This window comes from Pseudosporangium ferrugineum (assembly GCF_003002065.1).
Lineage (GTDB): Bacteria > Actinomycetota > Actinomycetes > Mycobacteriales > Micromonosporaceae > Actinoplanes > Actinoplanes ferrugineus_A.
In genome coordinates this window covers 40,121-65,011 of sequence record NZ_PVZG01000014.1, presented here as the reverse complement: position 1 = coordinate 65,011, position 24,891 = coordinate 40,121, and the positions used below count along the sequence as shown (strand labels likewise).

Below are 24,891 nucleotides of genomic sequence, written 5' to 3'. Positions count from 1 at the left end.
CGGCCGGCGTGCCGGAGGATGACGCACGACGAGTGCGTTGTTCGCGCTCCGGCGCGCCCCGGCGGCCATCTGGGCGTAACATGATCGCCACTTTCGATGGCGTCTCGTGGAGGTTTGCCCTATGCCCGGCACGTGGGAGCAGGTCGTCGTCGACGCGGAGGATCCGGCGCGGCTCGCCCGCTGGTGGGCGGAGGCGCTCGGCTACCGGATCGTGCGCGAGGTGCCCGACGAGGTGGAGATCAGGCGTACCCCCGACGCCCTTCCGGGTCTGCTCTTCGCCGCCTCCCCGGACGCCAAGACGGTGAAGAACCGCCTGCACATCGACCTGCGCCCGGAGGACCAGGAGGCCGAGGTGGAACGCCTGGTCGACATGGGCGCCCGGCCGGTGGACATCGGGCAGCACGACGTGGACTGGGTGGTGCTGGCCGACCCCGAGGGCAACGAGTTCTGCGTGCTCGCCGCGAAGCCGGCCGGGTGATCGCCGCCCGCTCTAGGGTTGACCCATGACGGGCGACGCGGAGCGGTGGGTGAACGAGCCCGCCAAGGACAGCGGCTACGGGCGCACCCAGTTCGAACGGGACCGCGCCCGGGTGCTGCACTCCGCCGGGTTCCGGCGCCTGGCGGCCAAGACCCAGGTGCACACGGCCGGGTCCGACGACTTCCTGCGTACGCGTCTGACGCACTCCCTGGAAGTCGCCCAGATCTCCCGCGAGATGGGCGCCCGGCTCGGCTGCGACCCCGACGTCGTCGACGTGGCCGGGCTGGCGCACGACATCGGCCACCCCCCGTTCGGGCACAACGGCGAGGCGGCCCTCGACGCGGTCGCCCGCCCCTGCGGCGGCTTCGAGGGCAACGCGCAGACCCTGCGCGTGCTCACCCGGCTCGAGGCCAAGGTGGAGGGCGCCGGCCTCAACCTCACCCGGGCCTCCCTCGACGCCAGCTGCAAATACCCCTGGCCCCGGCGCCCCGGCACCCGCAAGTTCGGCGTCTACCCCGACGACCTGCCCGTCTTCACCTGGCTGCGCGGCGGCGCCCCGGCCGGCGAGCGCCGCTGCCTCGAGGCGCAGGTCATGGACTGGGCCGACGACGTCGCCTACTCCGTGCACGACGTCGAGGACGGGGTGCACGGCGGCTACCTGTCGCTGCGCCCCCTGCTCGAGGACCGGGGCGAACGCGCCGAGCTGTGCGCCGACGTGGCCACGACATACTCCGACGAAACCCCGGAAGCCCTCGGCGAGGCCCTCGACCTGCTGCTCGCCGACGAGGTGGTGGCGGGCGCCGCGGACTACGACGGCACGTACCGCGCCCAGGTCGCCCTCAAGCGGATGACCAGCGTCCTGACCGGCCGCTTCGTCTCCTCGGCGGTCGGGGCTACCAACAGCAGGCACGGGTACGGCCGGGTCCGCCGCTACGACGCGGACCTGGTGGTGCCGCGTACGGTCCGCAACCAGTGCGCGCTGCTCAAGGGCATGGCCCTGCGCTACGTGATGCGCGCCCGCGCCGCCGAGTCCTGGTACGAGCAGCAGCGCGCCATCCTGACCTCCCTCGTCGAGCTCCTCTGCGACCGGGCCCCCGGCCACCTCGACCCGATGTTCGCGGCCCTGTGGAAGGCCGCCCCCGACGACACCGCCCGCCTGCGCGTGGTGGTCGACCAGGTCGCCTCGCTGACCGACCCGGCGGCCGTCGCCTGGCACCGGACCCTCTTGGCGGGCCGCGGATAGCGCGAGGCAGTATTGACCCGTGGCGGGCAGGGTCAAGGACGAGGACATCGCGCTGGTCCGCGACCGCACCTCGATAGCGGACGTGATCAGCGAAACCGTGACGCTGCGCTCGGCCGGCGGCGGCAACCTGAAGGGCCTCTGCCCCTTCCACGACGAGAAGACCCCCTCCTTCACCGTCTCCCCCGCCCGGAATGTCTATTTTTGTCATGGTTGTGGTGCTGGTGGGGACGCGATCAAGTTTTTGATGGATGCCGAGCATCTGACGTTCGTCGAGTCGCTCGAGCGGCTCGCCGGGCGGGCCGGCATCCAGTTGCGCTACGACACCTCCGACGAGCGGCCCGGCACGCCCCGGCAGCAGCCCGGGCAGAAGCAGCGCCTCATCGCCGCGCACGCCGCCGCCGCCGAGTTCTACCGCGACCAGCTGGGGCGGGCCGGCGCCCGCAGGGCCCGCGAGTTCCTGGCCGAGCGGGGGTTCGGGCGCGACGCCGCCGAGAAGTACGGCTGCGGCTACGCCCCCGAGGGCTGGGACCTGCTCACCAAGCACCTGCGCCAGAAGGGCTTCACCGCCGAGGAGCTGACCACCGGCGGCCTCGCCAAGCCGGCCCGTTCCGGCTCGCTCATCGACCGGTTCCGCCGCCGCCTGCTCTGGCCCATCCGCGACCTCAGCGGCGACGTCATCGGCTTCGGCGCGCGCAAGCTGTTCGACGACGACGACGGCCCGAAGTACCTGAACACCCCCGAGTCGCCGCTCTACAAGAAGTCCCACGTCCTGTACGGCATCGACCACGCCAAGCGCGAGATCGCGAAGCGCGGCCGGGCGGTGATCGTGGAGGGCTACACCGACGTCATGGCGTGCCACGAGGCGGGGGAGCCGACCGCGGTCGCCACCTGCGGCACGGCCTTCGGCGTCGACCACATCGGCGTGCTCCGGCGGCTGCTGATGGACAGCGACAGCTTCACCGGCGAGATCATCTACACCTTCGACGGGGACGCGGCCGGGCAGAAGGCGGCGCTGCGGGCGTTCGAGGAGGATCAGCGGTTCGTCGGCCGTACGTTCATCGCGGTCTCCCCGGACAACATGGACCCGTGCGAGCTGCGCCTGGCCAAGGGCGATCTGGCCGTGCGCGACATGATCGCCGGCCGGGAACCGCTGGTGGACTTCGCGCTGCGGCAGACCCTGTCCCGCTTCGACCTCGACACCGTGGAGGGCCGCGTCGACGCCATGCGCCGGGCCGCGCCGCTGGTCGCGAAGATCAAGGACCGGGAGAAGCGTCCCGAGTACGCCCGCAAGCTCGCCGGCGACCTCGGCATGGAGCTGGAGCCGGTGCAGCGGGCGGTCGCCGCGGCGATGTCCCCGGACGCACCGGTCGCCGCGCAGCGCCGGGCCGCGGACAGCCCCCAGCGCCAGGTCGAGCGGGAGACGCTGAAGCTCGCCCTCCAGCTCCCGGTGCTGTCCGGCCCGATGTTCGACGCGATCGAGGTCGACGCGTACGGTGACCCGGTTCTGCGGGCCGTGCGCGCCGCGATCGCGGCGGCGGGCGGCACCGCCTCGGCCACCGGGGGTGCGGTCTGGATCGAGGCCGTCCGCGACGCCTGCGAGGATCTCAGCGCCAAGGCCGTGGTCGGCGAGCTGGCGGTGGACCCGCTGCTGGTCGACGGCGAGGCCGACCTCCGGTACGTGCAGATCACGCTGGCCCGGCTGCAGGTCGGCTCGGTGACCACCCGGATCAAGGACCTCAAGTCCAAGGTGCAGCGCCTCAACCCGGTGGCGCACAAGGACGAGTATCTCGCCCTCGCCGGCGAGCTCTTCTCGCTCGAACAGCACGCCCGAGCCCTCCGCGACCAGGCAGCAGGTGCCCTGTGAAACTGTTCCGCCGCAATCCGAAGCTCCCCGCCGGCCGGCGGCCCCCGCTGGAGAGCGAGGAGCGCGTCCTCGCCTGGGCGGCCACCGGGGACGAGGGCGTGCTCGTCGCCACCAACCGGGGCCTGTGGCTGCCGGACGGCCGGCGGCTGGGCTGGCACGAGATCCACCGGGCCGCGTGGTCGGGGCGGGAGCTGCGGATCACCCCCGCCGAGCAGGCCCAGCAGCGCGACGGCTACACGGTGCTGGTGGACGCCCCGGTCATCGGTTTCCTGGTGCTGGAACCCGGAGAACTCCCCGACCACGTCCGTACGCGGGTGAGCCGCTCGGTCGCGTACACGTCGCATCATCCGCTGCCGCCGAACGGCGGGGTGCGCGTGGTCGGCCGGCGGGTCAGCGGGGTGGACGGCCTGACCTGGTCGGTCCGGTACGACGCCAAGACGGCGGTGGACGCCGAGCCGGTCGTCGAGGTCACCGACCAGCTCGTGGCCGCGGCGCAGGAGGCGTCGGCGCCGCCGGCCTGAGTTTTTGTCGGACCCCCTCGCTAGGGTCCCCGGAGTGTCCCTCATTCACGCCCGCGGGCTGGTCAAACGCTTCGGCGACTTCACCGCCGTCGACGGCATCGACGTCGACGTGGCGCGCGGGGAGGCGTTCGGCTTCCTCGGCCCCAACGGCGCGGGCAAGAGCTCGACCATGCGCATGATCGGCTGCGTGTCGCCGCCGACCGGCGGCGTGCTGCGCATCCTCGACCGGGATCCGCGCCGCGAGGGGCCGGCCATCCGCGCCCGCCTCGGCGTCTGCCCGCAGCTCGACAACCTCGACCTGGAGCTGACCGTCCGGGAGAACCTGACGACCTATGCCCGGTTCTTCGGCCTTCCGCGCAAGGTCGCCCGCCGCCGGGCCGACGAGCTGCTCGACTTCGTGCAGCTGACCGAGCGCGCCGACAGCAGGGTGGAGCCGCTGTCCGGCGGGATGAAACGGCGGCTGACCATCGCCCGCGCCCTGGTCAACGAGCCCGAGATCGTGCTGCTCGACGAGCCCACGACCGGCCTCGACCCGCAGGCGCGGCACCTGGTCTGGGAGCGCCTGTTCCGGCTCAAGCAGCAGGGCGTCACCCTGGTGCTGACCACCCACTACATGGACGAGGCCGAGCAGCTCTGCGACCGGCTCGTGGTGATGGACGGCGGCCGGATCGTGGCCGAGGGCTCGCCCCGCGCGCTGATCGAGCGGCACTCGACCCGCGAGGTGGTGGAGCTGCGCTTCGAGGCGGAGTCGCAGGAGGCCTTCGCCGGCAAGCTGGCAGGGGTGGGGGAGCGGCTCGAGATCCTGCCCGACCGCATCCTGCTCTACGTGGCCGACGGGGACGCCGCGGTCGCCGAGGTCCAGGCGCGCGCCCTGCCCCCGGCGAGCGTCCTGGTGCGCCGCAGCAGCCTGGAGGACGTGTTCCTGCACCTCACCGGCCGGACCCTGGTGGACTGACATGACCTGGTACGTGCTCGAATACCACCTCGTCAGCTACCGGCGCGTGTGGCGTGCCAGCCTGCTGTCGTCGTTCGTGCTGCCCCTGCTGACGATGCTGGGCTTCGGCGTGGGCGTGGGTGCGTACGTGACCGGCGGCGTCGGCGGGGTGCCGTACCTCGACTGGATGGTCCCCGGCCTGCTCGCCTCCACGGCCATGCAGATCGCCATCGGCGACTCGTCCTGGCCGGTCCTCGGCGGCTTCGAATGGCAGCGCACCTACTTCGGCCAGGCGGCGGCCCCGCTGCGGGTCGCCGACATCCTCGGCGGCAACCTGCTCTTCGTCGTGTTCCGCACCCTCACGGGCAGCGCGGCCTTCCTGCTGACGGCCCTCGCCTTCGGCACCCTCCACTCCTGGTGGGCGCTGGCGGCCCTGCCGATCGCCGCCCTGGTCGGTCTGTCCGTCGCGGCCCCGACCTTCGCGTACGCCGCCACGATCCGCAGCGACAGCTACCTGGCCATCCTCTTCCGCCTCGGCGTGATCCCCATGTCCCTCTTCTCCGGCGTCTTCTTCCCGGTCGAATCCCTCCCACCCCCGGCCCGCTGGCTCGCCTACGCCTCCCCCCTCTGGCACGGCGCCGACCTGACCCGGTCCGCCACCCTGGGCACCGCCCCGTCCTGGTCAGCCCCCGGCCACCTCCTCTACCTGACCCTCTGGGCAGCAACCGGCTGGTACCTAGCCCACCGCCAATTCACCCGCCGCCTGGTCGTCTGACATGCCCACCCAACCCCCACAGCCCGCCGCACCCCCGCAGCCCGCTCTCCCTCGACCCGTCGGAGTCCCGCAGCCCGCTCTCCCTCGACCCGCTGGGCCCGCTCGACCCGCTCGACTCCCTCGGCCCGCCGGACTTCTTTGGCCGCCGGACCCGACAGCTCGCCGGACGCCCATAGCCCGCCCGGACCCCCATAGCGCGCCCGACCCGCACGGCCCCACCCGCCTTCGACAGCCCGCCTGACTCCCGCCGCCCGCCCGCTCCCGTTGTCCTTCGTCCACCGCCTTGAGGAGCCCCACGTGGTCACCTTCGTCCTGCCGCGGCTCATCTCCTTCGAGGGGGCGGCCCGGCGGTCGGCGTCCGTCGTCGAACGCAACGCCGCGACGCTGCGCAGCGCGTACTGGCTGGTCATGGCCTCGGGTTTTCTCGAGCCGATCCTCTACCTCCTGTCGATCGGCGTCGGCGTGGGCAGCCTCGTCGGCGACCTCACGCTGGCCGACGGCCGGGTCGTCTCCTACGCCGCGTTCGTCGCCCCCGCGATGCTGGCCAGCTCGGCCATGACCGGCGCACTCTCCGAAACCACGTTCAACTTCTTCGGCAAGATGAAGTTCATGAAGCTGTACGACGGGATGCTCGCCACCCCCGTACGCCCCATCGAGATAGCCCTCGGCGAACTGGCCTGGGCGATGATCCGCGGCAACCTCTACGCGGCCGCCTTCCTGATCATCATGGTCGCCATGGACCTGACCACCCCCCTCCGCGCCCTGGCCGCCTGGACCGCCACCATCCTCGTCGGTCTCGCCTTCGGCGCCGCCGGCATGGCCCTGTCGACCTACATGCGCAGCTGGCAGGACTTCGACCTGGTCGCCTCCGCCCAGTTCGCCCTCTTCCTCTTCTCGGGCACCTTCGTCCCGGCCACGGCCTACCCGGCAGCCCTCCGCTGGCTCGTCGAAGCAACCCCCCTCTACCGCGCGGTCGACCTGGTCCGAGCCATCACGACGGGCGGCCTCGGCTGGACCCAACTGATCGACATCGCCTACCTCCTGACGGTGGTAGCAATCGGCCTGTCCGTAGCAGGCCGCCGAATCGAAAAACTCCTCTGCAAGTAACCCACCCCGACGCCCACCCCCGCCCTGCCTGGTGGCGCCCGATCGGATCGTCCGGTCCGACGCTCGCGGCTGCCTCATGCATCCGCGAGCCTTCAATCGGCCGACCCGTCCGCCACAGGAGCGGGCCGTGGAAGCCTGTCCGCCATCCTTGGTCCGCCGTTCGCAGCCAACCGCTCGGCCCGCGGCCCGCAGCCGCCTGCCCGGGCGCCGTCGCTGCCTCATGCATCCGGGATGCCGCGCCCGCCCGGCCGCCCGCCGCGCTCGCCAGTTCGTCGGCGTTCCCGTGTGCGGTGCGCTGACCTGGAGATCCGCTGGACGCAAGCCGGGCCGAAAGTGGTTAAAGGAGCAGGATGGCGGGCATCACCCAGCCAGGTCGCGATTCCGCCGGCCGGCCGGGAGTCAGCCGGTTCGGGCGGACCGCGGTCAGAATCTGACGCGTAGCGCCCTGGAGGTATCCCGCGATGAGTCTTCTTCGCAAGGCCGAGGAAACGTCGCATGAGCACCGCGACGACAAGAACGCTGCCACGGCTCGTGCGGCCGGGGCCAGGGATGCCGCCGGGGCGCAGAAGGGGCTCGATCTTGATGCCGCGGCGACGTCGCGTACCGGGGGCGACCGGGACAACGATCTTTCGGCGCCGGGGCCCGATGCCGGGCCGGACAGTCCCGCGCAGCTGAAGGGCAAGGGTATCTTCGGGGCGCTCAAGCGGACCTTCAAGCAGTTCTCGCAGGACAACGTCACCGACTGGGCGGCCGCGCTCACGTACTACGGGGTGCTGTCGATCTTCCCCGGGGCGCTGGTGCTGGTGTCCGTGTTGGGCATGCTGAGCGACGACGGGCAGCAGACCGTGCAGGAGACGGTGCAGCAGGTCGCGCCCAGCGAGCAGATCCAGAATCTGGTGAACCAGGTTCTCACGCAGGTGCAGGACCCGGGCAAGGCCGGGCTCGCGGCGATCATCGGTATCGTCGCCGCGTTCTGGTCCGCGTCGGGGTACATCGGCGCCTTCATGCGGGCGTCGAACGCGATCTACGACGTGCCCGAGGGCCGGCCGATCTGGAAGACGTTGCCGATCCGGCTCGGGGTGACCGCGGTCATCGGCGTCATGCTGGTCATCTCGGCGTTCATCGTGGTGTTCACGGGCGACGTGGCCCGGGTGGTCGGCGAGAAGATCGGCCTCGGCGACGCGGCGGTCACCACCTGGAACATCGCGAAGTGGCCGGTGCTGGTGATCATCGTCAGCCTGATGTTCGCGATCCTGTACTGGGCCTCGCCGAACGCCAAGACGGGCGGCTTCCGCTGGGTCAGCCCGGGTGGCATCTTCGCGGTGCTGGTGTGGGTGGCCGCCTCCGCCGGGTTCGCGCTCTACCTGGCCAACTTCGCCAACTACAACAAGACGTACGGAACGCTCGGGGGTGTCATCGCCTTCCTGGTCTGGCTGTGGATCTCGAACATCGCCATCATGCTGGGCGCCGAGCTCGACGCCGAGCTGGAGCGCGGGCGTGCCATCGCCGCCGGCCACTCGCCGGACGACGAGCCGTTCCTCCAGCTCCGCGACGATCGCAAGCTCAAGAAGGGCAGCGAAAAGGGCCTGAGTACGTCCTGACCCGGCAAGCCCCGACGGCCGCGGCACCCGCACAGGGCCCGCGGCCGTCGCGCGTCCGGGAAAGGACCCCGGAGACGTCCGGGAAGGACGCCGGAGACGACCGGGCAAGGGCGCGGGCGGCGAGCGGAGAGGGCACCGGCGGCACGCCGGAAGGCGCGAGCCACGCCGTTACTTTTGAATTCCGCGACAAAAGTTTGTAGTGATCAACGAGAAGGTATGGACTACCGCGGCGGAAGGGCCCTAGTGTGACGGGCGTGACACCACACCGTTTCGGCGGTGTGAACGGCCCGGAGGTTGCCCGTGCATCTCGTCGACGCTCCCCATCTGCGCCTTCTCCGTCTGCTGCGGGACGAGGGTCCCATCTCCCGTGCGGAGCTCGGTGACCGGCTCGATCTGACCCGCCCGCGGCTGCTGGCCGAGGTCGAGCGCCTGGTCTCGGCCGGCTACATCGCCGAGGCCGGGATGGCCGCCTCCCGCGGGGGACGCCGCTCCACGCTGGTCGAGCTGCATCCCCGGCTGCGGTTCGCCGCCGTCGATCTCGGTGCCAGCTCCATCGACATCGAGGTCACCAACGGGCGGCTCGAGCCCGTCGCCGCGTACCGGGAGAACGCCGACATCCGCAGCGGGCCCAAGGCGATCCTGCACCGGGTCAACGAGCTGCTGGCGAAGGCCAGGATCGACGGCGCCTTCGAGCGGCTCGACGCGGTCGGGATCGGGGTGCCCGGGCCGGTCAGCTTCCGTGACGGGGTGCCGGTGTCCCCGCCGATCATGCCCGGCTGGGACCGCTATCCGGTGCGCGAGCTGCTCACCCGCGAGCACGGCTGCCCGGCCGTCGTCGACAACGACGTCAACATCATGGCCATCGGGGAACGGCACGGCGGGGTCGCCCACTCGGTCGACGACTTCCTGTTCGTCAAGATCGGTACGGGAATAGGGTGCGGGATCCACCTGGCCGGCGACGTCTACCGCGGGGTGGACGGCTGCGCCGGCGACATCGGCCACATCCAGGTCGACGCGCACGGTCCGATGTGTTCGTGCGGCAATGCGGGGTGCCTCGAGGCACTCTTCAGCGGCGCAGCCCTCTCCCGCGACGCGACCGCCGCGGCGCGCAGCGGGGAGTCGCCGGCCCTGGCCGAGCGGCTGGCGGCCAACGGGGATCTCGGCGCCCGCGATGTCGCCGACGGGGCCGCCGAGGGTGACGTCACCTGCATCCGGCTGATCCGGGACGGCGGGCGCAGGGTCGGTGCCACCCTCGCCACGCTGGTCAGCTTCGCGAACCCGTCGATGATCGTGATCGGGGGCGGGCTCGCGCAGCTGGGCCACATCCTGCTGGCGGAGATCCGCAGCGTCGTCTACCGGCGCTCGCTGCCGCTGGCGACCGGGAACCTGCCCGTGGTGCTCAGCGAGCTGGGCGCCCGCGCGGGCGTCACCGGCGCCGCGGTCCTCGCCAGCGACACGGCCTTCGAGCAGGCGTCATGACCGCCCCGGACGAGGCGGCCGGGAGCGACCGCCGGAAGGAGCCGGCCGGGAGCGACTGCCGGAAGGAGCCGGCCGGGAGCGACCGCCGGAAGGAGGCGGCCATGAACGGCCGCGGGGAGGAAGCGGCGGTGAACGGCCGGGGGGAGAGCGAGGTCGTCCTCAAGCTGGAGGGCGTCGTCAAGACCTTCCCGGGCGTACGCGCCCTGGACGGCGTCGAGCTCGAGGTCCGCGCCGGCGAGGTCCACTGTCTCCTCGGGCAGAACGGCGCCGGCAAGTCCACCCTGATCAAGATCCTGGCCGGGGTGCACCACGCCGACGAGGGCAGCATCAGCCTGCTGGGCCGGCCGTTCGCACCGGCCAGCCCGCAGGCGGCCATGCGCGCCGGGATCGCCACGATCTACCAGGAGCTCGACCTCGTCGACGAGCTGTCGGTGGCCGAGAACGCCTTCCTCGGTCACGAGGAGAGCCGCGGCGGGTTCCTGCGCCGGCGCGCCACTGCCGCCCGTACCCGGGAGATCCTGGGCCGGCTCGGGCACCCGCAGATCCCGCCGCGCCGCCTGGTCCGCTCGCTGCCCGCGGCGGGCAAGCAGATCGTCAGCATGGCCCGCGCGCTCTCGCACGACGCCAAGCTGATCGTCATGGACGAGCCCAGCGCCGTGCTCGCTCATGACGAGGTGGAAAACCTGTTCCGGATCATCCGGGAGCTGACCTCGCACGGCATCGCGGTCATCTACATCTCGCACCGGCTCGAGGAGATCCGCGACATCGGCGACCGGGTCACCGTCCTCAAGGACGGCCGGACCACCGCGGCGAACCTGCCGGCCCGCGACACCCCGACCCGGGAGCTCGTCAGCCGGATGACGGGCCGCACCATCGAGTACGTCTTCCCGCCGCGGGCCGCCGCCGCGCGGGGCAAGCCGCTGCTGGAGGTCGAGGGCCTCACCCGGGAGGGCGAGTTCGCCGACGCGTCGCTGACCGTACGGGCGGGGGAGATCGTCGGGATCGCCGGCCTGGTCGGCTCCGGCCGGTCGGAGCTGCTGGAGACGATCTTCGGCGCGCGCCGGGCGGACGCGGGAACGGTCCGGGTGGACGGCAAGGTCATCCGCAGCATCGGCGCCGCGGTGCGCCACGGCGTCGGCATGGCCCCGGAGGAGCGCAAGAGCCAGGCGCTGCTGCTGGACGAGCCGATCTACCGCAACATGACGCTCTCCTCGTTCTCCGGGTACGCCCGCGGCGGCTTCACCGACGCCGGCAGGGAGCGCGAGGCGGCGCTGCGCACGGCGGACCAGCTGGAGCTGCGGCCCCGCGACGTGAGCCGGCCCGTACGCACGCTGTCCGGCGGCAACCAGCAGAAGGTCGTCGTCGGCCGCTGGCTGCTCGACAAGACGAAGCTGCTGCTGCTCGACGAACCGACCCGCGGCGTCGACGTCGGCGCCCGCGCGGAGCTCTACCAGGTCATCCACGATCTCGCGGCCGGCGGCGTGGGGGTGCTGCTGGTCTCCAGCGAGGTGCCCGAGGTGCTCGGACTCGCCGACCGCGTCCTGGTCATGCGCGAGGGGCACCTGATCCACGAGGCGCCCGCGGACGAGATCGACGAAGACACCGTTCTGGACCTCGTCATGGCGGGGTCCCTCATGGAGGGAGAACCGGCATGACGGATCAGAGCACGAAGCCCGGCGTGCCGGCGCAGTCCCCGCCGGTCGACGCGGGCGTCGCCGCGTCGCTGCCCCGGCAGAGCTGGTGGAAGAGCGACGGAGCGGATCCCGTACGCCGCAACCTCGGCCTGGTCGGCGTCCTCGTCGTCCTGGTCATCATCGGCATCGTCACCCGCCCCGAGCTGTACGGCGACGCCGGCTGGGTGACCGACAACGTCTGGACGATCCTGCAGCAGGCGTCGGCGATCGGCGTGGTCACCGTCGGCATGACGTTCGTGATCATCGGTGGCGGCATCGACCTCTCCGTCGGCGCGATCGTCGCGGTGGCCGGCGTCTGGTCCACCACGCTCGCCACGCAGAGCTACGGCACCGCCGGCATGATCTTCACGGCGATCGTGGTCGGCGTGGTCGTGGGACTCATCAACGGCGTGCTGATCTCGTACGGAAAACTCGTGCCCTTCATCGCCACGCTCGCGATGATGGTCGCGGCGCGCGGCCTGGCCGCCCAGATCTCCGGCAAGCAGACGCAGGTGTCCTCGAACACCACCATCAACGACATCGCCAGCACCAAGATCCTCGGCATCCCGATGCTGGTCATCATCCTGGCGCTGGTCGTCGCGGCGGGCTGGGTGCTGCTCAACCGCACCACCTTCGGCCGCCGCACGGTCGCCGTCGGCGGCAACGTCGAGGCCGCCCGCCTGGCCGGCATCAACGTGCGGCTGCACACCGTGCTCCTGTACGCCCTGTCCGGCCTCTGCTGCGGCATCGCGGCGATCATGCTCACCTCGCAGGCGACCAGCGCGCAGGCCGCGATGGCGAACCTCTACGAACTCGACGCGATCGCCGCGGCGATCATCGGTGGCACGCTGCTCAGCGGCGGCCGCGGCACCATCATCGGCGCCCTGTTCGGGGTGCTGGTCTTCTCCACCATCACCAACCTGTTCGCCATCAACAACCTCTCCACCGAGGTCCAGAACATGGTCAAGGGCGGCATCATCGTCGCCGCCGTCTTGGTCCAGCAGTTCCGCTACCGCTCACTCACCCAGTTGTTCGGGCGCAAGCCCACTTCCTGATCCTGCCCCCCCACCTCACCGGCGACCGTCGACGGCCGCCCGGTCACCCCTGGGAGAAAACGATGAACGCTCTGTCCCGTCGTCGCATCCTCTTCGGCGGCGCCGCCGTGGGCGCCGGCGCCCTGCTCACCGCCTGCACCAGCAACGACCCCGGCGAGAACACCCAGATCAACACCAACGCCGGCGGCGACAACAAGAACGCCGCGCCGGGCCAGAAGGTCGTCATCGGCTTCTCCGCGCCGGCCGCCGACCACGGCTGGGTCGCCGCGATCACCAACAACGCCAAGGCGCAGGCCGGGGCGTACCAGGACGTGGAGTTCCGCAGCGTCGAGGCGGGCGCCGACGCGGCCGCCCAGCGCGCGGCACTGTCCACCCTGATCGCGCAGAAGCCCAACGTCATCGTGCTGCTGCCGCACGACGGCAAGGAGCTCAACGCGGTCGGGCTGCAGGCCATGCGCGCCGGCATCCCGGTGGTCAACCTGGACCGGGCGTTCCCGGACCGGGGCGCGTACCGGCTGCAGATCAAGGGCGACAACTTCGGCATGGGCCTGGCCGCCGGCACGTACATCGGCGAGCAGCTCAAGGCGAAGGGCGTGGCCAACCCGATCATCGGCGAGATCCCCGGCATCGACTCGCTGGAGCTCACCCAGGAGCGCACCCGCGGCTTCAACGAGGCCCTCGCGGTGTACGGCTTCAAGGTCGCCAACCGCCGGCCCGCCGAGTTCACCGCCGACACCGGCCAGCGCGCCGCCACCGAGATCCTCCAGGCGCTGCCGAAGATCGACGCCCTCTGGAACCACGACGACGACCAGGGCATCGGCGTGCTCGCCGCGATCAACCAGACGAACCGCAAGGAGTTCATCATGGTCGGCGGCGCGGGCTCCAAGGCCGCGATCGAGGCCATCGCCGCGGACAACAGCCCGCTGAAGGCGACGGTCACGTACAGCCCGTCGATGGCGTCGTCGGCGATCTCCCTGGCCCGGCTGATCGGGCAGGGCAAGGGCATGGCCGACCTGGTCGAACTCCAGGTGCCCAAGGAGATCACGCTCGCCTCCGAGACGATCACCAAGGAGAACGCGGCCCAGTACAGCAAGCTCGGCTTCTAAAGCGGTCCGCCACTTCGTCGCTTCGTCGTAAGGAGATCTCATGGGGCAGCTGCGGGTCGGCATGATCGGTTACGCGTTCATGGGCGCCGCGCACTCTCAGGCATGGCGCACCGTCAACCACGCGTTCGACCTGCCGCTGTCGGCGCGCCTGTCGGTTGTCTGCGGCCGCGACGAGAACAAGGTCGCGGCCGCGGCGTCCAAGCTCGGCTGGGAGTCGCACGCCACGGACTGGCGCCAGGTCGTCGCCTCCGACGAGGTCGACCTGGTGGACATCTGCACCCCGGGCGACACCCACGCGGAGATCGCGCTGGCCGCGCTCGCCGCCGGCAAGCACGTGCTGTGCGAGAAGCCCCTGGCCAACTCGGTCGCCGAGGCCCGGCAGATGGCCGAGGCGGCGGCGGCCGCGCAGGCGCACGGCGTCCGTACGATGTGCGGCTTCAACTACCGCCGGGTGCCCGCCGTGGCGCTGATGCGCGAACTGGTGGCGGCGGGCCGGATCGGCACGGTCCGGCACGTCCGCGCGGTGTACCTCCAGGACTGGATCGTCGACCCGGAGTTCCCGCTGGTCTGGCGGCTGCGCCGGGACGTGGCCGGCTCCGGGGCGCTGGGCGACATCGGCGCGCACATCGTCGACCTCACCCAGTTCGTGACCGGCCAGCAGATCACCGGCGTCAGCGCGCTGACCGAGACCTTCGTCCGCGAACGGCCACTGCCCCTGGAGGCGGCCGGCCTGGCCGCGTCCGGCAACGGCCACGCCGGCTCGGGCGAGGTCACCGTGGACGACGCCGCGCTGTTCCTGGCCCGGCTCGACGGGGGAGCGATCGCCACGTACGAGGCCACCCGCTTCGCCACGGGCCGCAAGAACGGCCTCCGGGTGGAGCTCAACGGTTCCCTCGGCTCGGTCGCGTTCGACTTCGAGCGCATGAACGAACTCGAGTTCTACGACGCCACGCTCCCCACCAGCGAGCAGGGCTTCAGCCGCATCCTGGTGACCGAACCCGATCACCCGTACATGGCGGCGTGGTGGCCGGCCGGCCACCTGATCGGCTACGAGCACTCGTTCACCCACGAGGTCCGCGACCTGATCGCGGCGGTCGCGGCCGGCGAGGACCCGGCACCGTCCTTCGCGGACGCCCTCCAGGTCCAGCTCGTCCTGGACGCCGTCGAAAAATCGGCGGCCTCGTCCGCCTGGGTCCCCGTGGAGGCCGCCCTGGCAACTGTCTGACCCTGCCCCCGTCGCGAGGGAGACCCGGTTGCGCCCCGGGCCGCCGGACGGACCAGGGAAAAGCCGCCGATCAAAGGGTTCCCGATCGACGGACAATTCAACACCGTTTTCCGGTACGGGCACAGCACGGTCCCGTGGCACCACGCCCGGGCCCGTGCCGTCCCGGCCCCCTCACGCCCCACCGGCCGGTTCACCCCGTCCGCTTCCCGAACCCACCCAGACCACGCCGCCGCACCCACCCGGGCGCCACTTCCCGCACCGCGCCCTGCTCGCCCCGGCCTCGCGCCCGCTGCCGCCTTCTTCGCGGCCCTCGGCCGGCCGTCGGCGGTGCTCCGCACCGTCCTACCTGGTCGCCCTCCGCCCTCGCTCACCCACCCCGGGTGCATCTGCAGCGTGCATCTGCACCCGGCGCGTCCGCACGTGTCTCCGTCCAGTGCATGTCCGAGTGTGCATATGGCGTACAGATAACGCTCTCGCGGGCGGTGTGCCGCCTTGCCCCGGGGCCGCTTCCGGGGCAGCTCACCGCGCTCGACGGCATCGGATATCGTAAATGTCCTTGCCCTATGTGGATCATGTCGTCGCCGGTCAGGGCGTCGCACGGCGAGTACGGCGCTGATCCGAGGGGCGGTCGAGGCTCGTATCCGAGGGTAGACAACCCCACGGATGGAGGCGTCATGGCAACCCGTCGGTCCGCCACGGCGGCAGCGGTGTCTCGCGGCCAAATGGTCCATACTGGACCGCGCACGAACCGATGCACGTGCGAATGCACCGGTGACGCCTCGCTCCAGGAGGGATTCTGATGCGTCTGCGCCACCACTCGGGCCGGGTCGTCCACCTGAGCCACGGCACCGACCTGCGGCCTGCCCGGGATCTCCCGGCCGTCGTCGAGCAGCTCGACGCGTACGCCGCCGCGGTCCGGGCCGGCCAGGACGTGGACACCCTCGGGGTGAGCCTCTGGCTCCCGCCCACCCTCGCCGCCGCCCTCGCGATCGACGGGCGCTCCCGAACCCGGCTTCGCGCCGAACTCGACGCCCGCGGGCTCGAGGTCGTCACGTTGAGCGGAGTGCCCTACGCGGAGGGCGGCGACGAGGGCCCCGAAGCCCCCGACTGGAGCAGCCCGGCCCGGCTCGAGTACACCCTGGACCTGGCGCGCATCCTGGTCGACCTGTTGCCCGACGACGCGGTCCGCGGCGCGGTCAGCACGATCGGCATCGGCCGCCGCGACGGCTGGGACGATCCCAAGCGCAAGGAGTGCTCGCGCATCCTGGGCCGGCTCTCCGGTGGGCTCGCCGAGGTGGCCTGGCAGACCGGCCGCGCCGTACGCGTCGGCTTCCGGCCGGAGCCCGGCGCCGTGCTCGACGGTTCCGCCTCGGTCGCTGCCGCCTTCGCCCGGCTCGACAAGGAGCGCCTCGGCGTCTGCCTGGACCTCGCCCACCTGGCGTGCACCTGGGAGGACCCGGCGGCCTACCTCGACCGGCTCGGCGGCGCGGGCATCTCGGTGATCCAGGCCCGGCTCGCCGCCGCGCTGCAGGCCGCGGATCCGGTGGCCGCCACCGGCGCCCTGCGCGGGTACGTCTCCGAGGGCAACCCCCGCCCCGTGACGACCCCCGACGGCGGGTACGTGCCCGACCTCGCCCAGGCGCTCCGGGAATACCCGCCGGGGCCGTGGCGCGTGCTCTGTCCCGTACCGTGGCAGTCCGAACCGCCCGCGCCGCTGACGGCGACCACCGAGGTCTCGCGGGCGGCGCTGCGGCACCTGATGTCCGGGGCCGTGCCCGGGACCGAATACCTCGACGTCGAGGGCGCCGGCACGGTGGAGCTCGCGGAGCTGGGCCTGTCACCCCCGCAGGACGCCCGCCTCTCTTGTTGAGACGCGCCCGCCCACCTAGAGTTTGACCTGGCACCCCCCGGTACGGGCGGGCCCGCCGGGAGGCGCAGACCCGGCGCGGAACCCGACAGCCCTGACCTTCGCGGTGTGCCGCCGCCGGTCACCCTCGCGCCGGCCCCGGGAACCCTCTTCGTCACGCTTGCGAACAGGGAGATTGACATGGCGCGACCCATCACGCTCTTCACCGGCCAGTGGGCCGACCTGCCGTTCGAGGAGGTCTGCCGGCTCGCCGCCGAATGGGGCTACGACGGCCTCGAGATCGCCTGCTGGGGCGACCACTTCGAGGTGGACCGGGCGCTCGCCGAGGACGACTACGTCGACCGCAAGCGCGAGCAGCTCGCCAAGCACAACCTGCGGGTGTTCGCGATCTCCAACCACCTCGTCGGCCAGGCGGTCTGCGACCACCCGATCGACGAGCGCCACCAGGACATCCTCCCGGCGGCGATCTGGGGCGACGGCGACCCCGCCGGCGTACGCGACAGGGCCGCGGAGCGGATGAAGGACACCGCCCGGGCCGCCGCCAAGCTCGGGGTGAAGACGGTGGTCGGCTTCACCGGCTCGTCGATCTGGCACACCGTGGCCATGTTCCCGCCGGTGCCGCCGGCCATGATCGAGCGCGGCTACCAGGACTTCGCCGACCGCTGGAACCCCATCCTGGACGTCTTCGACGAGGTCGGGGTGCGCTTCGCGCACGAGGTCCACCCCAGTGAGATCGCGTACGACTACTGGACCACCCGCCGCACCCTCGACGCGATCGGCCACCGCCCGGCGTTCGGGCTGAACTGGGACCCGTCCCACTTCGTCTGGCAGGACCTGGACCCGGTCAACTTCATCCTCGAGTTCCAGGACCGGATCTACCACGTCGACTGCAAGGACGCGAAGGTCCGTACGGGCGACGGCCGCCGCGGCCGGATGGCGTCCCACCTGCCCTGGGCCGACCTGCGCCGGGGCTGGGACTTCGTCTCGACCGGGCACGGCGACGTGCCGTGGGAGGACTGCTTCCGCGCGCTGAACGCGATCGGCTACGACGGCCCGCTCTCCGTCGAGTGGGAGGACGCCGGCATGGACCGCCTGGTCGGCGCCCCCGAGGCGCTGCAGTTCGTCCGCCGGCTGGCGTTCGACGCGCCGTCCGCGGCGTTCGACGCCGCCTTCTCGTCGTCCTCCTGACCACCCCACGCAGAGAGCCCGGCCCCGATGGGCCGGGCTCTCTGCGGTGCGGCGTACCTCAATGAACCATTTTCAACCTGACATCGAGCCCGACGGTGCCGCGCCGCCGACCAGCGGCGGGAACTGCCGGCCTCGCCACGTTGAAAAAAGTTCAGTAAGTGGTGCCGGTGCTGTTCGAGCTCGCGCTGGAGGTCGACAGGTCGCCGGTGCTCGACGACGAGGTGCTGGCGGAGTGCAGCTTCTCACCGATCTTGGACTGGTTCAGCTTGTCCTTACCCTCGGTATAAAGCTTGTTGGCCTGCGCCTGGGCGACGCCGGCGGCCTCCTGGACCGTCGGGTGCTCCCACACCTTCTTGGCGTTGGCCGTGATCTCTTCGTACTTCTCCCGGCCGGCCCGGCTGCCCAGGACGAAGCCCGCCGCGAGACCCGTGATGAACATGAGCTTTCCGCGCATGGCGGCTCCTTCCGTTCGGTGACGCGCGTGCGTCTGATCGCTGCATACCCATCCTGCCGCTCAGTCATTCCCCCCGCCCACGTTTCCTCCCGGTAGAGCCCCCGCCGGGAGTGTCGCCCACCCCTCCCGGCGGCGTAGCCCTCGGATGTTGTATTGTTTCTCCGGTCGCCATGACAGCTCGCGAAGCGGGAGGTCGGGGCGCAGCAATCCCCTGTAGCTCAATTGGCAGAGCAGCCGGCTGTTAACCGGCAGGTTATTGGTTCGAGTCCAATCGGGGGAGCTTTTCCCAGGTCAGGGGTCATTTCGGTGGCCCCTTTTTGTCGTACCATCCCTGGTTTCACCGGTTATCGGTTCTCATCGACAGCCTCGGTCATAGCGGATCGACTGGTGGGGCGCTCACGGCGAACCCAGTTGACCGACGCCCGGCCGGCGCACACTGTTCGGTGTTCGGTATTGACCGAACACCGAACAGGGGTGGAGGATGGCACAGATGGATACCGAGGCGCTCGTCATCGACGCGTTCGCCCAGTTGGGGATCGACGCTGATGGGCCCACAGGTATGCCCGATCTCGGTGTCGACCTGGTGCTTGACGCCAACGGGGTGCGCTTGGCACTTCACTTGAAGAGACGTGCTCTGGTGACTGACTCCGTCGCGGAGGAGGCACTCCGGAGGCACGCACCGTCGGCCGGCACGTTGCTCATCGTCGCCGACCGGGTGACCGAGACGGCTCGCAGGATCCTGACCACGCGCCGGGCCGGCTATTACGACCTGCGCGGTCGGCTAGCTCTGCGTACTCGTGGCGTCGTGATCGATGCCGAGGTGGAGCCACTCCAGGAGCGGTCTCAGCGAACGAGCGCGCTGAGCGGAAAGGCGGGGCTGGAGGTGGCTTCCGCCGTCCTGATGCAGCCCATGCGTGGGACGGCGGTGCGTGAGCTGGCGCGTCAACTTGGGCGTTCGGCCAGCACGGTCTCCGAAGTCCTCTCCCTGCTTCGCCGCGAGGAGCTGGTGGACGCCAAGAACGCGGTTACGGATTCTCGCTTGTTCTGGCTTGTTGCCGATCGCTGGGCGACTCCGCGCACGTACCTTGCTCAGTTGCCCTCGCCCGGTGAAGAGCCCATGACTCAGGCTCTGCGTCTCGGCCTGGTGGATATTGAGCAGGAACAAGGCTGGGCGCTCACCGACTCGGCTGCCGCGGCCGCATACGGTGCGCCGCTGGCGTTCCGGTCGGGGCAGGTACTCGACTTCTATGTTCCCGATCAGGCGGTTCGGCATCGCGCCACGACGCTGCTCGGCGCTGCCGGTAGACCTTCACAAGCTCGAGCAGCCGTCAGGATCGCCCCGGTGCCCGCTGTTGTGCAGCGTCGTATCGACCTCGACACGAACCCGATGGAGTGGCCGCTGGCGCACCCTCTGTTCGTCGCGCTCGATCTCGCGCAGGATGTCGGCCGCGGCCGGGAGATTCTGGACGCCTGGACGCCCGACGAACGGTGGAGCCGTGTCTGGTAAGCGCGTTACCTTCATCGGCGAGGCGATGATCACCCTCGTGCAAGGAGTGATCGAGGTCCGGGCCCTGATCGGTCAACCCCCAGTGGTGGTCGGAGGCGTCGCCGTCTTGTCCCGGCTGTCGAATCCGTACCGCGCCACCGTTGACCTCGATGTGGTCGACCGGCTGCTCGGCGAGGTGCCTCACCTTGAGGTACTGCGTGCTGCCGACGGCGCCGAGCCGATTCAGCCCGCAGCAGTCCTCCTCACCACCCCGTACGGCCCGGTGAAGGTTGACGTCCTCGAGGTACGTCAAGTCGAACTCGACATGCCCAGCGACGATCCCGGTGACCGTTTGCACGCCTCAGCTCACGCGTGGGCCAATGACACGGCCACCGACATCACGCTCGAGATCCTCCGAGCAAGCGGTGAGCGCTTCGAAGTCACCACGCCCGTGGCGGAGCCGGGGCCGTTGGTGGCTATGAAGCTTCAGGCGGTGATGAACCGCTCGCTCGACAAGCAGGGGACTGACCTGCTCGACATCATTCGCCTGACCATCGATGAGGCCACCCGACCTGTAGCGCTCGACCAGATCAGCTGCGTTGATCTGTCGATTGCTGACGACATCGCGCTTCACGTGGATCTCTGGTTGGTGCGCCGTCGCGATCAGGCGCTCCGCCGGATCCACTCCGCCGGCGGCGGAGACATCGAATCGGGCGATGTCGAACTGGTCTCCGAACTCCTTCTGGCGGCGTGCGCCCGTCGCTGACCCTGTCGCCTCCGACGCGCTGTCCCGGCATCGCCATTGCCGGGGCATGACGAATGGTGACGAGGCGGACGCGGCCATAACTGGTAGTGCTGCCAACTTGGTAGCCCGCGTACTGTGGTCGCTGTCGATACATTCAGTGCATGCTTGACTACGGTAAGTCTGGGCTGGTTGCTCATCTCCCGCGGGACGAGTGGCACCGGATGCAGCACACCGGAATTCTCGTACGCTTCGAGCCCCGCGATGTGCTCCTGCGCCAAGGGGATACCACCCAGCACGTGCACGTGGTCGTGGCCGGTTGCGTCAAGATCGTCCGGTCAGAGAGTGACGGCAGCCGCGCGATCCTGACCCTACGGGCCGCCGGCGACGTCGTCGGTGACCTGGCCGCCGTCGACCTGCAACCCCGCTCGGCCACGGTCACCGCCCTCACCACCACGGTCACCCGGCTACTGACCGGCCCGCAGTTCCGGCGCTTCCTGACCCGGCCCGCGTTTGCCGCGGGCTTCGCCACCTACACGGTGAGCCGGCTGCGCACCTCGGATGCCCAGCGCACGGCGATGGCCGTGTTGTCCGTGCGGGAACGGCTGGCACGGGCGCTGATTCAGCTCGACCGGGAGAGTCGACGTGCCGACGGGCGGCCCGCGATCCGCCTGTCCCAGGCGGAACTCGCCGAACTGGTCGGCGCCTCGCGCAACGCTGTCGTGGTCGAGCTGACCGCCCTGCGCGAGGCCGGCATCGTGGCCACCGGACGGCGTGAGGTCACCATCGTGGACCAGGTGGCGCTGAGCGCCCGATCACATGGGTTTCGCCCAGAACCGGGCAGAGAGCCGCTCGTCGCCTCGGCGGGGTGCAGGCGCCATCCCCGCCGCTGGGGCGGGGATGGCGCCCGGCGCCGGACCGGTTCGTCAGGGCTTCCAGTTGCCGATCATCTCGACGTAGTTCTTACCGCTGACCAGGGTGTTCCGATAGGTGCCGGTGAAGGCGGCGGTGGCTTCCAGGCGCCCGTTCTCGCCCTGGGCCAGTTCCTGGTTGTCGGTGCCGGTGATGTCGACGGTGAGGTCGGCCGAGAGGGCGGGGATCCTGATCCGCCAGCGGGTCGGGTACACCTGGCCGCTGGTGGGGCTGGTCCAGAACTGGTCCGCGCGCTTGGCGACCGGCTCGACCGCGACGACCTCGTGGGAGCCGTCGCGGTGCATGACGGTGGCCCAGGAGTTCTCCTCCGTGTCGGTGAGCGTGTCCCAGATCGCCACGGCGTCGCCGTTGGGCAGGTTGAGGTTCATCCAGGTCCAGTGCAGGCTCGGGTCGTCCGGGGTCGGCCCCCATTGGCGGTCGAGCCAGGACCGGCCGGTCACCCGCTGGGCCTTGCCGTCGATGGTCAGGGTGCCGGTCGTGTGCATGTCCGGCATGGCGTACTCGAAGTTGGTGTCGCCGAGGAGGGGGAAGACGCCGGTGCCGCCGTAGCGCAGGACCGGTCCCCGCGAGGTGAGAGTGACGTCGAGGGACCCCCACGGCACGGTGAGCGACACGGACATTCTCTCCGCGTTGCCGGTCCACTTCAGGCCGGGTGCCGAGATGTCCAGACCGGTGGAACTCCAGTGGTAGTCCTCCGCATCGACGCCGAGCATGTAGTTCCTGTACCAGCCGGTGGTGACGTCGGTGACGGCGAACGACACCAGCCGTCCGAACCCGTTGGGGACGTTGATGGTCTGCACCATCAACCCGACATCGTGACCGCCGGCCTTCACCTGGCTGGTGAAGTAGAGGGAGTCGGCCCAGCGGGTCTGCGGTCCGGCCGGCTTGGATCCCAGGTCCGCGTCGGGGTCGACCATCGCCGGAATCCCTCTGTTCACGGCCGTGGCCGGCTCGGCCCGGGTCGGATGGCCGGCGGCCTGGGCGCCGGTCGGCACGAGGTTGGCGGAGAGCAGTGCGGTCAGGGCGACAGCGCCGCCCAGCTTGATACCGGTCCTTCTTTTCAACGGAACCTCCGATGGTGATGGAAAAGCGCGACGTGCAGGCCGGGTCAGGCGGTGGTGATCACGCCGTCGACGATGCGGACCGGGATGCCGGCCAGCGGTGCCGGCGGTGGCCCGCCGGTCACCCGGCCGTTGCGGTCGAACGTTCCGCCGTGGCAGGGGCAGCGGAATCCGTCGTCCTCCAGGCTGACGGGGCATCCCTGATGGGTGCAGGCCGCTCTGAAGGCGAGGTAGGAATCGGGCGCGGGATGCAACAGATAGGCCGGGCCGCCGTCGGAAGTGGTGAATTTCAAGGACTCGCCGACGGGAAGGTCGGCGACCGGCACGATCGCCACCCCGGTACCCGTGCCCTTGCCGGTCCTTCCGGCATCCCGGCGGCCGAATGCGACCGCACTGCCCACGCTGACGCCGGCCGCGGCAAGCGTCGCCGCGACGGATCCGCCGATCACCATTGCCCGCCGTTCGGCGTTTCCCTCGGGCCACCTCCTGCGCGCGGCGGCACGCAGGAAATTCCTTACCGTGAACCTGCCCTGATCCCCGGCGATGGCCAGCGGCGTCCAGGCGAAGACGACGAAGATGTCCGCACCGAGGTAGTACGGGCTGACGTCCCAGCTCGTGGTGAGGAAGAAGCTGAGCGCCAGCAGGGCACCACCGATCGCCGCGGCCCGGGTCCAGAAACCGACCAGGACGGCCGCTCCGACGGCGACCTCACCGAAGGCGATCGCCAGCCCCGTGAACGTCGAGTGTTCGGCGCTGAGCCGGACGACGGCTCCGATCGGCGAGGTCTCGGCTGCCGCCAGCATCTGCTGCTTGACGCCGAGCGGCGCGGACGGATCCAGATAGACCCTGTCGAGGACCTTGGACAGGCCGGCGTACAGGAAGGTGAAGCCGAGGAAGAGACGCAGCGGCAGCAGTACGAAATCCTTCATGGCGCCGAAACGGTGAGCAGGCCGGTGCACATCTCATCGGTTGTTCCGTCGCCCCAGATGACGTATCGCGGCGGAGTGTCCTTGAGCTGCGGCAGCTTCTGGCGAAGAGTCGCGTCGTGGGTGCACGTGAGCCTGAGGGTGTCCCCCTTCTTGAGGGCGACGGGAGCCGGCAGCTCGTGCAGCGCCTGGTCGTCGAAGTTGAAGGCCGGAACGTCGAGCAGGGTCTGCTGCGCGGGCGTCCCGGGATTGAGTTCCACCTTGATCGACTTGCCCAGAAGGTGCATGTGCCCGCGCGTCGCGTGGATCGTGATCGGTTGCGGAACCTGAATGGTGCAGGTCTGGGTGTTACCCGGCTCGGGGGCGGAGTGCCCGCATTCCCGGAGCAGCTCCTCCTCCTTGCCGCCCTCCTGGTCGCCGAAGCGCTTCTTGACGTCCGCGAGCGACGCGGCGCGTTCGCACAGCGGGCCGGATTCGTTCTTGGCGCACGGCAGTTCGATCGGCCCGTTCATGGGCAGGGTGTCCAGCGCGGTCGTGTCAGGAGTCCCCTTGGTGACACGCAGCCGGACCCGGGACCGGTCGGATCCGGCGGGCTTGCCGTCGGTGGCGAGCAGGTTGTAGTGAACCTGCAGAATCACCAGGCTGCCGGGTTCCATGCGATATCCGACGTCACCGTCGAGGAGGGTCTCCTGGGCGCTGGGCGTCCAGGTGTCCACCCACGTCGAAGAACTCAGGCCGTCATTGCCGAAGCAGGTGTAGCCCTCACCCGGATCCTTGGCGTCCTTCTCGCGGGCGGCGGCGGCTTCCTCCGGGGCGACCACGAAGGTGATGGCGTGATGCGCGATCGGCTCGTTCTGGGCCTGGAATCGGACGCCGGTCAGATATTCCGGTGCGGCGACTTTCGGATCCAGCACCAGGCATCGATACTCGTCCGTGCCGCCGTTCGGGGGAGCCGGCGTGTATGGCTGCGCCACGCTCAACTCGACGAACCGTTCGCCGGACCGTAGCGGCAGAGCCGGCGCCTGCGAAGACGCATGGATATGAGCGGGCGCGGCCGCCTCCGTGCTGCCGGAATCACCGCCACCACAGGCCGACACCGTCGTCAGCAGCGCGCCCACGACGACGGCGACTGCCGGGCCGTTTCTGAGTTTGACCAGGTTCCTCATGGGGATG

At 70.6% G+C, this 24,891-nt stretch carries 21 protein-coding genes, 1 tRNA gene and 1 pseudogene; 19 read left to right on the top strand and 4 right to left on the bottom strand.

What is annotated here, in order from left to right:
• Positions 1 to 121: 121 nt before the first annotated feature.
• The 15 genes from CLV70_RS26610 (at position 122) to CLV70_RS26540 (ending at position 18,116) form a co-directional block, all read left to right on the top strand.
• The gene (locus tag CLV70_RS26610; RefSeq protein ID WP_106129340.1) at positions 122 to 478 is read left to right on the top strand and encodes a VOC family protein; all 357 of its coding nucleotides are present in this window, start codon (positions 122 to 124) and stop codon (positions 476 to 478) included.
• A gap of 25 nt (positions 479 to 503) precedes the next feature.
• The gene (locus CLV70_RS26605) at positions 504 to 1,721 is read left to right on the top strand and encodes a deoxyguanosinetriphosphate triphosphohydrolase (RefSeq protein WP_106129339.1); all 1,218 of its coding nucleotides are present in this window, start codon (positions 504 to 506) and stop codon (positions 1,719 to 1,721) included.
• 19 nt (positions 1,722 to 1,740) lie between these two features.
• Positions 1,741 to 3,585: a DNA primase gene (gene dnaG / locus CLV70_RS26600; RefSeq protein ID WP_106129338.1), complete on the top strand. Its 1,845-nt coding sequence runs from the start codon at positions 1,741 to 1,743 to the stop codon at positions 3,583 to 3,585.
• The gene (locus CLV70_RS26595) at positions 3,582 to 4,106 is read left to right on the top strand and encodes a hypothetical protein (RefSeq protein ID WP_106129337.1); all 525 of its coding nucleotides are present in this window, start codon (positions 3,582 to 3,584) and stop codon (positions 4,104 to 4,106) included. The genes dnaG and CLV70_RS26595 overlap by 4 nt, the downstream gene beginning before the upstream one ends.
• A 34-nt stretch (positions 4,107 to 4,140) precedes the next feature.
• Entirely contained in the window at positions 4,141 to 5,061 is a 921-nt protein-coding gene (locus tag CLV70_RS26590) for an ABC transporter ATP-binding protein (protein ID WP_106129336.1), read from the top strand.
• A 1-nt stretch (position 5,062) separates the two neighbouring features.
• On the top strand, positions 5,063 to 5,815 hold the full coding sequence (locus CLV70_RS26585) for an ABC transporter permease (RefSeq protein WP_106129335.1): 753 nt from the start codon (positions 5,063 to 5,065) through the stop codon (positions 5,813 to 5,815).
• A 297-nt stretch (positions 5,816 to 6,112) separates the two neighbouring features.
• Positions 6,113 to 6,922: an ABC transporter permease gene (locus CLV70_RS26580; protein ID WP_106129334.1), complete on the top strand. Its 810-nt coding sequence runs from the start codon at positions 6,113 to 6,115 to the stop codon at positions 6,920 to 6,922.
• Between the two features lie 461 nt (positions 6,923 to 7,383).
• Positions 7,384 to 8,523, top strand: coding sequence for a YihY/virulence factor BrkB family protein (locus tag CLV70_RS26575; protein WP_106129333.1), 1,140 nt, complete (start codon positions 7,384 to 7,386; stop codon positions 8,521 to 8,523).
• A gap of 300 nt (positions 8,524 to 8,823) precedes the next feature.
• On the top strand, positions 8,824 to 10,002 hold the full coding sequence (locus tag CLV70_RS26570) for an ROK family transcriptional regulator (protein WP_106129332.1): 1,179 nt from the start codon (positions 8,824 to 8,826) through the stop codon (positions 10,000 to 10,002).
• Between the two features lie 101 nt (positions 10,003 to 10,103).
• Positions 10,104 to 11,657 carry a sugar ABC transporter ATP-binding protein gene (locus CLV70_RS26565; protein WP_106129493.1) on the top strand — a complete coding sequence of 518 codons (1,554 nt, stop codon included), beginning with the start codon at positions 10,104 to 10,106 and terminating at the stop codon, positions 11,655 to 11,657.
• Positions 11,654 to 12,730, top strand: coding sequence for an ABC transporter permease (locus CLV70_RS26560; RefSeq protein WP_106129331.1), 1,077 nt, complete (start codon positions 11,654 to 11,656; stop codon positions 12,728 to 12,730). Before CLV70_RS26565 ends, CLV70_RS26560 begins: the two co-directional genes overlap by 4 nt.
• Positions 12,731 to 12,792: 62 nt before the next feature.
• A complete protein-coding gene (locus CLV70_RS26555; protein WP_106129330.1) occupies positions 12,793 to 13,836 on the top strand; it encodes a substrate-binding domain-containing protein in 1,044 nt (347 codons plus the stop codon).
• A gap of 40 nt (positions 13,837 to 13,876) precedes the next feature.
• Positions 13,877 to 15,061, top strand: coding sequence for a Gfo/Idh/MocA family protein (locus tag CLV70_RS26550; protein WP_106129329.1), 1,185 nt, complete (start codon positions 13,877 to 13,879; stop codon positions 15,059 to 15,061).
• A 799-nt stretch (positions 15,062 to 15,860) separates the two neighbouring features.
• Positions 15,861 to 16,931, top strand: a complete 1,071-nt coding sequence (locus CLV70_RS26545; protein WP_106129328.1) for a sugar phosphate isomerase/epimerase family protein — start codon at positions 15,861 to 15,863, stop codon at positions 16,929 to 16,931.
• Positions 16,932 to 17,108: 177 nt separating this feature from the next.
• Entirely contained in the window at positions 17,109 to 18,116 is a 1,008-nt protein-coding gene (locus CLV70_RS26540) for a sugar phosphate isomerase/epimerase family protein (RefSeq protein WP_106129492.1), read from the top strand.
• Between the two features lie 151 nt (positions 18,117 to 18,267).
• Here the strand turns inward: CLV70_RS26540 and CLV70_RS26535 are convergent, their stop codons facing one another.
• Positions 18,268 to 18,570, bottom strand: a complete 303-nt coding sequence (locus CLV70_RS26535; RefSeq protein WP_106129327.1) for a hypothetical protein — start codon at positions 18,568 to 18,570, stop codon at positions 18,268 to 18,270.
• Between the two features lie 207 nt (positions 18,571 to 18,777).
• Here CLV70_RS26535 and CLV70_RS26530 point away from each other — a divergent pair.
• The 4 genes and pseudogenes from CLV70_RS26530 to CLV70_RS42145 form a co-directional block, all read left to right on the top strand.
• Positions 18,778 to 18,850: transfer RNA gene (locus CLV70_RS26530), tRNA-Asn, on the top strand.
• A 210-nt stretch (positions 18,851 to 19,060) separates the two neighbouring features.
• Positions 19,061 to 20,077, top strand: a complete 1,017-nt coding sequence (locus CLV70_RS26525) for a helix-turn-helix domain-containing protein (RefSeq protein ID WP_106129326.1) — start codon at positions 19,061 to 19,063, stop codon at positions 20,075 to 20,077.
• Positions 20,067 to 20,822 (top strand): hypothetical protein, encoded by a 756-nt coding sequence (locus tag CLV70_RS26520; RefSeq protein WP_211303894.1) that lies wholly within the window; start codon positions 20,067 to 20,069, stop codon positions 20,820 to 20,822. The genes CLV70_RS26525 and CLV70_RS26520 overlap by 11 nt, the downstream gene beginning before the upstream one ends.
• Before the next feature lie 140 nt (positions 20,823 to 20,962).
• Positions 20,963 to 21,598 (top strand): annotated as a pseudogene (locus CLV70_RS42145) (Crp/Fnr family transcriptional regulator); the annotation flags it as partial.
• A 126-nt stretch (positions 21,599 to 21,724) separates the two neighbouring features.
• On the opposite strand, the gene CLV70_RS26505 reads toward CLV70_RS42145, so the two are convergent.
• The 3 genes from CLV70_RS26505 to CLV70_RS26495 are packed head-to-tail and all read right to left on the bottom strand — an operon-like array spanning position 21,725 to position 24,884.
• The gene (locus CLV70_RS26505) at positions 21,725 to 22,795 is read right to left on the bottom strand and encodes a lipocalin family protein (protein WP_106129325.1); all 1,071 of its coding nucleotides are present in this window, start codon (positions 22,793 to 22,795) and stop codon (positions 21,725 to 21,727) included.
• Between the two features lie 44 nt (positions 22,796 to 22,839).
• Positions 22,840 to 23,721: a Rieske 2Fe-2S domain-containing protein gene (locus CLV70_RS26500; RefSeq protein WP_106129324.1), complete on the bottom strand. Its 882-nt coding sequence runs from the start codon at positions 23,719 to 23,721 to the stop codon at positions 22,840 to 22,842.
• The gene (locus tag CLV70_RS26495; protein WP_106129323.1) at positions 23,718 to 24,884 is read right to left on the bottom strand and encodes a monooxygenase; all 1,167 of its coding nucleotides are present in this window, start codon (positions 24,882 to 24,884) and stop codon (positions 23,718 to 23,720) included. The genes CLV70_RS26500 and CLV70_RS26495 overlap by 4 nt, the downstream gene beginning before the upstream one ends.
• Between the last annotated feature and the right edge of the window lie 7 nt (positions 24,885 to 24,891).

Coding starts and splice junctions, on each gene's coding strand:
- CLV70_RS26610 (WP_106129340.1), top strand. CDS start 122: ATGCCCGGCACGTGGGAGCAGGTCGTCGTCGACGCGGAGGATCCGGCG.
- CLV70_RS26605 (WP_106129339.1), top strand. CDS start 504: ATGACGGGCGACGCGGAGCGGTGGGTGAACGAGCCCGCCAAGGACAGC.
- CLV70_RS26585 (WP_106129335.1), top strand. CDS start 5,063: ATGACCTGGTACGTGCTCGAATACCACCTCGTCAGCTACCGGCGCGTG.
- CLV70_RS26575 (WP_106129333.1), top strand. CDS start 7,384: ATGAGTCTTCTTCGCAAGGCCGAGGAAACGTCGCATGAGCACCGCGAC.
- CLV70_RS26565 (WP_106129493.1), top strand. CDS start 10,104: ATGAACGGCCGCGGGGAGGAAGCGGCGGTGAACGGCCGGGGGGAGAGC.
- CLV70_RS26560 (WP_106129331.1), top strand. CDS start 11,654: ATGACGGATCAGAGCACGAAGCCCGGCGTGCCGGCGCAGTCCCCGCCG.
- CLV70_RS26555 (WP_106129330.1), top strand. CDS start 12,793: ATGAACGCTCTGTCCCGTCGTCGCATCCTCTTCGGCGGCGCCGCCGTG.
- CLV70_RS26550 (WP_106129329.1), top strand. CDS start 13,877: ATGGGGCAGCTGCGGGTCGGCATGATCGGTTACGCGTTCATGGGCGCC.
- CLV70_RS26545 (WP_106129328.1), top strand. CDS start 15,861: ATGCGTCTGCGCCACCACTCGGGCCGGGTCGTCCACCTGAGCCACGGC.
- CLV70_RS26540 (WP_106129492.1), top strand. CDS start 17,109: ATGGCGCGACCCATCACGCTCTTCACCGGCCAGTGGGCCGACCTGCCG.
- CLV70_RS26535 (WP_106129327.1), bottom strand. CDS start 18,570: ATGCGCGGAAAGCTCATGTTCATCACGGGTCTCGCGGCGGGCTTCGTC.
- CLV70_RS26525 (WP_106129326.1), top strand. CDS start 19,061: ATGGATACCGAGGCGCTCGTCATCGACGCGTTCGCCCAGTTGGGGATC.
- CLV70_RS26500 (WP_106129324.1), bottom strand. CDS start 23,721: ATGAAGGATTTCGTACTGCTGCCGCTGCGTCTCTTCCTCGGCTTCACC.
- CLV70_RS26495 (WP_106129323.1), bottom strand. CDS start 24,884: ATGAGGAACCTGGTCAAACTCAGAAACGGCCCGGCAGTCGCCGTCGTC.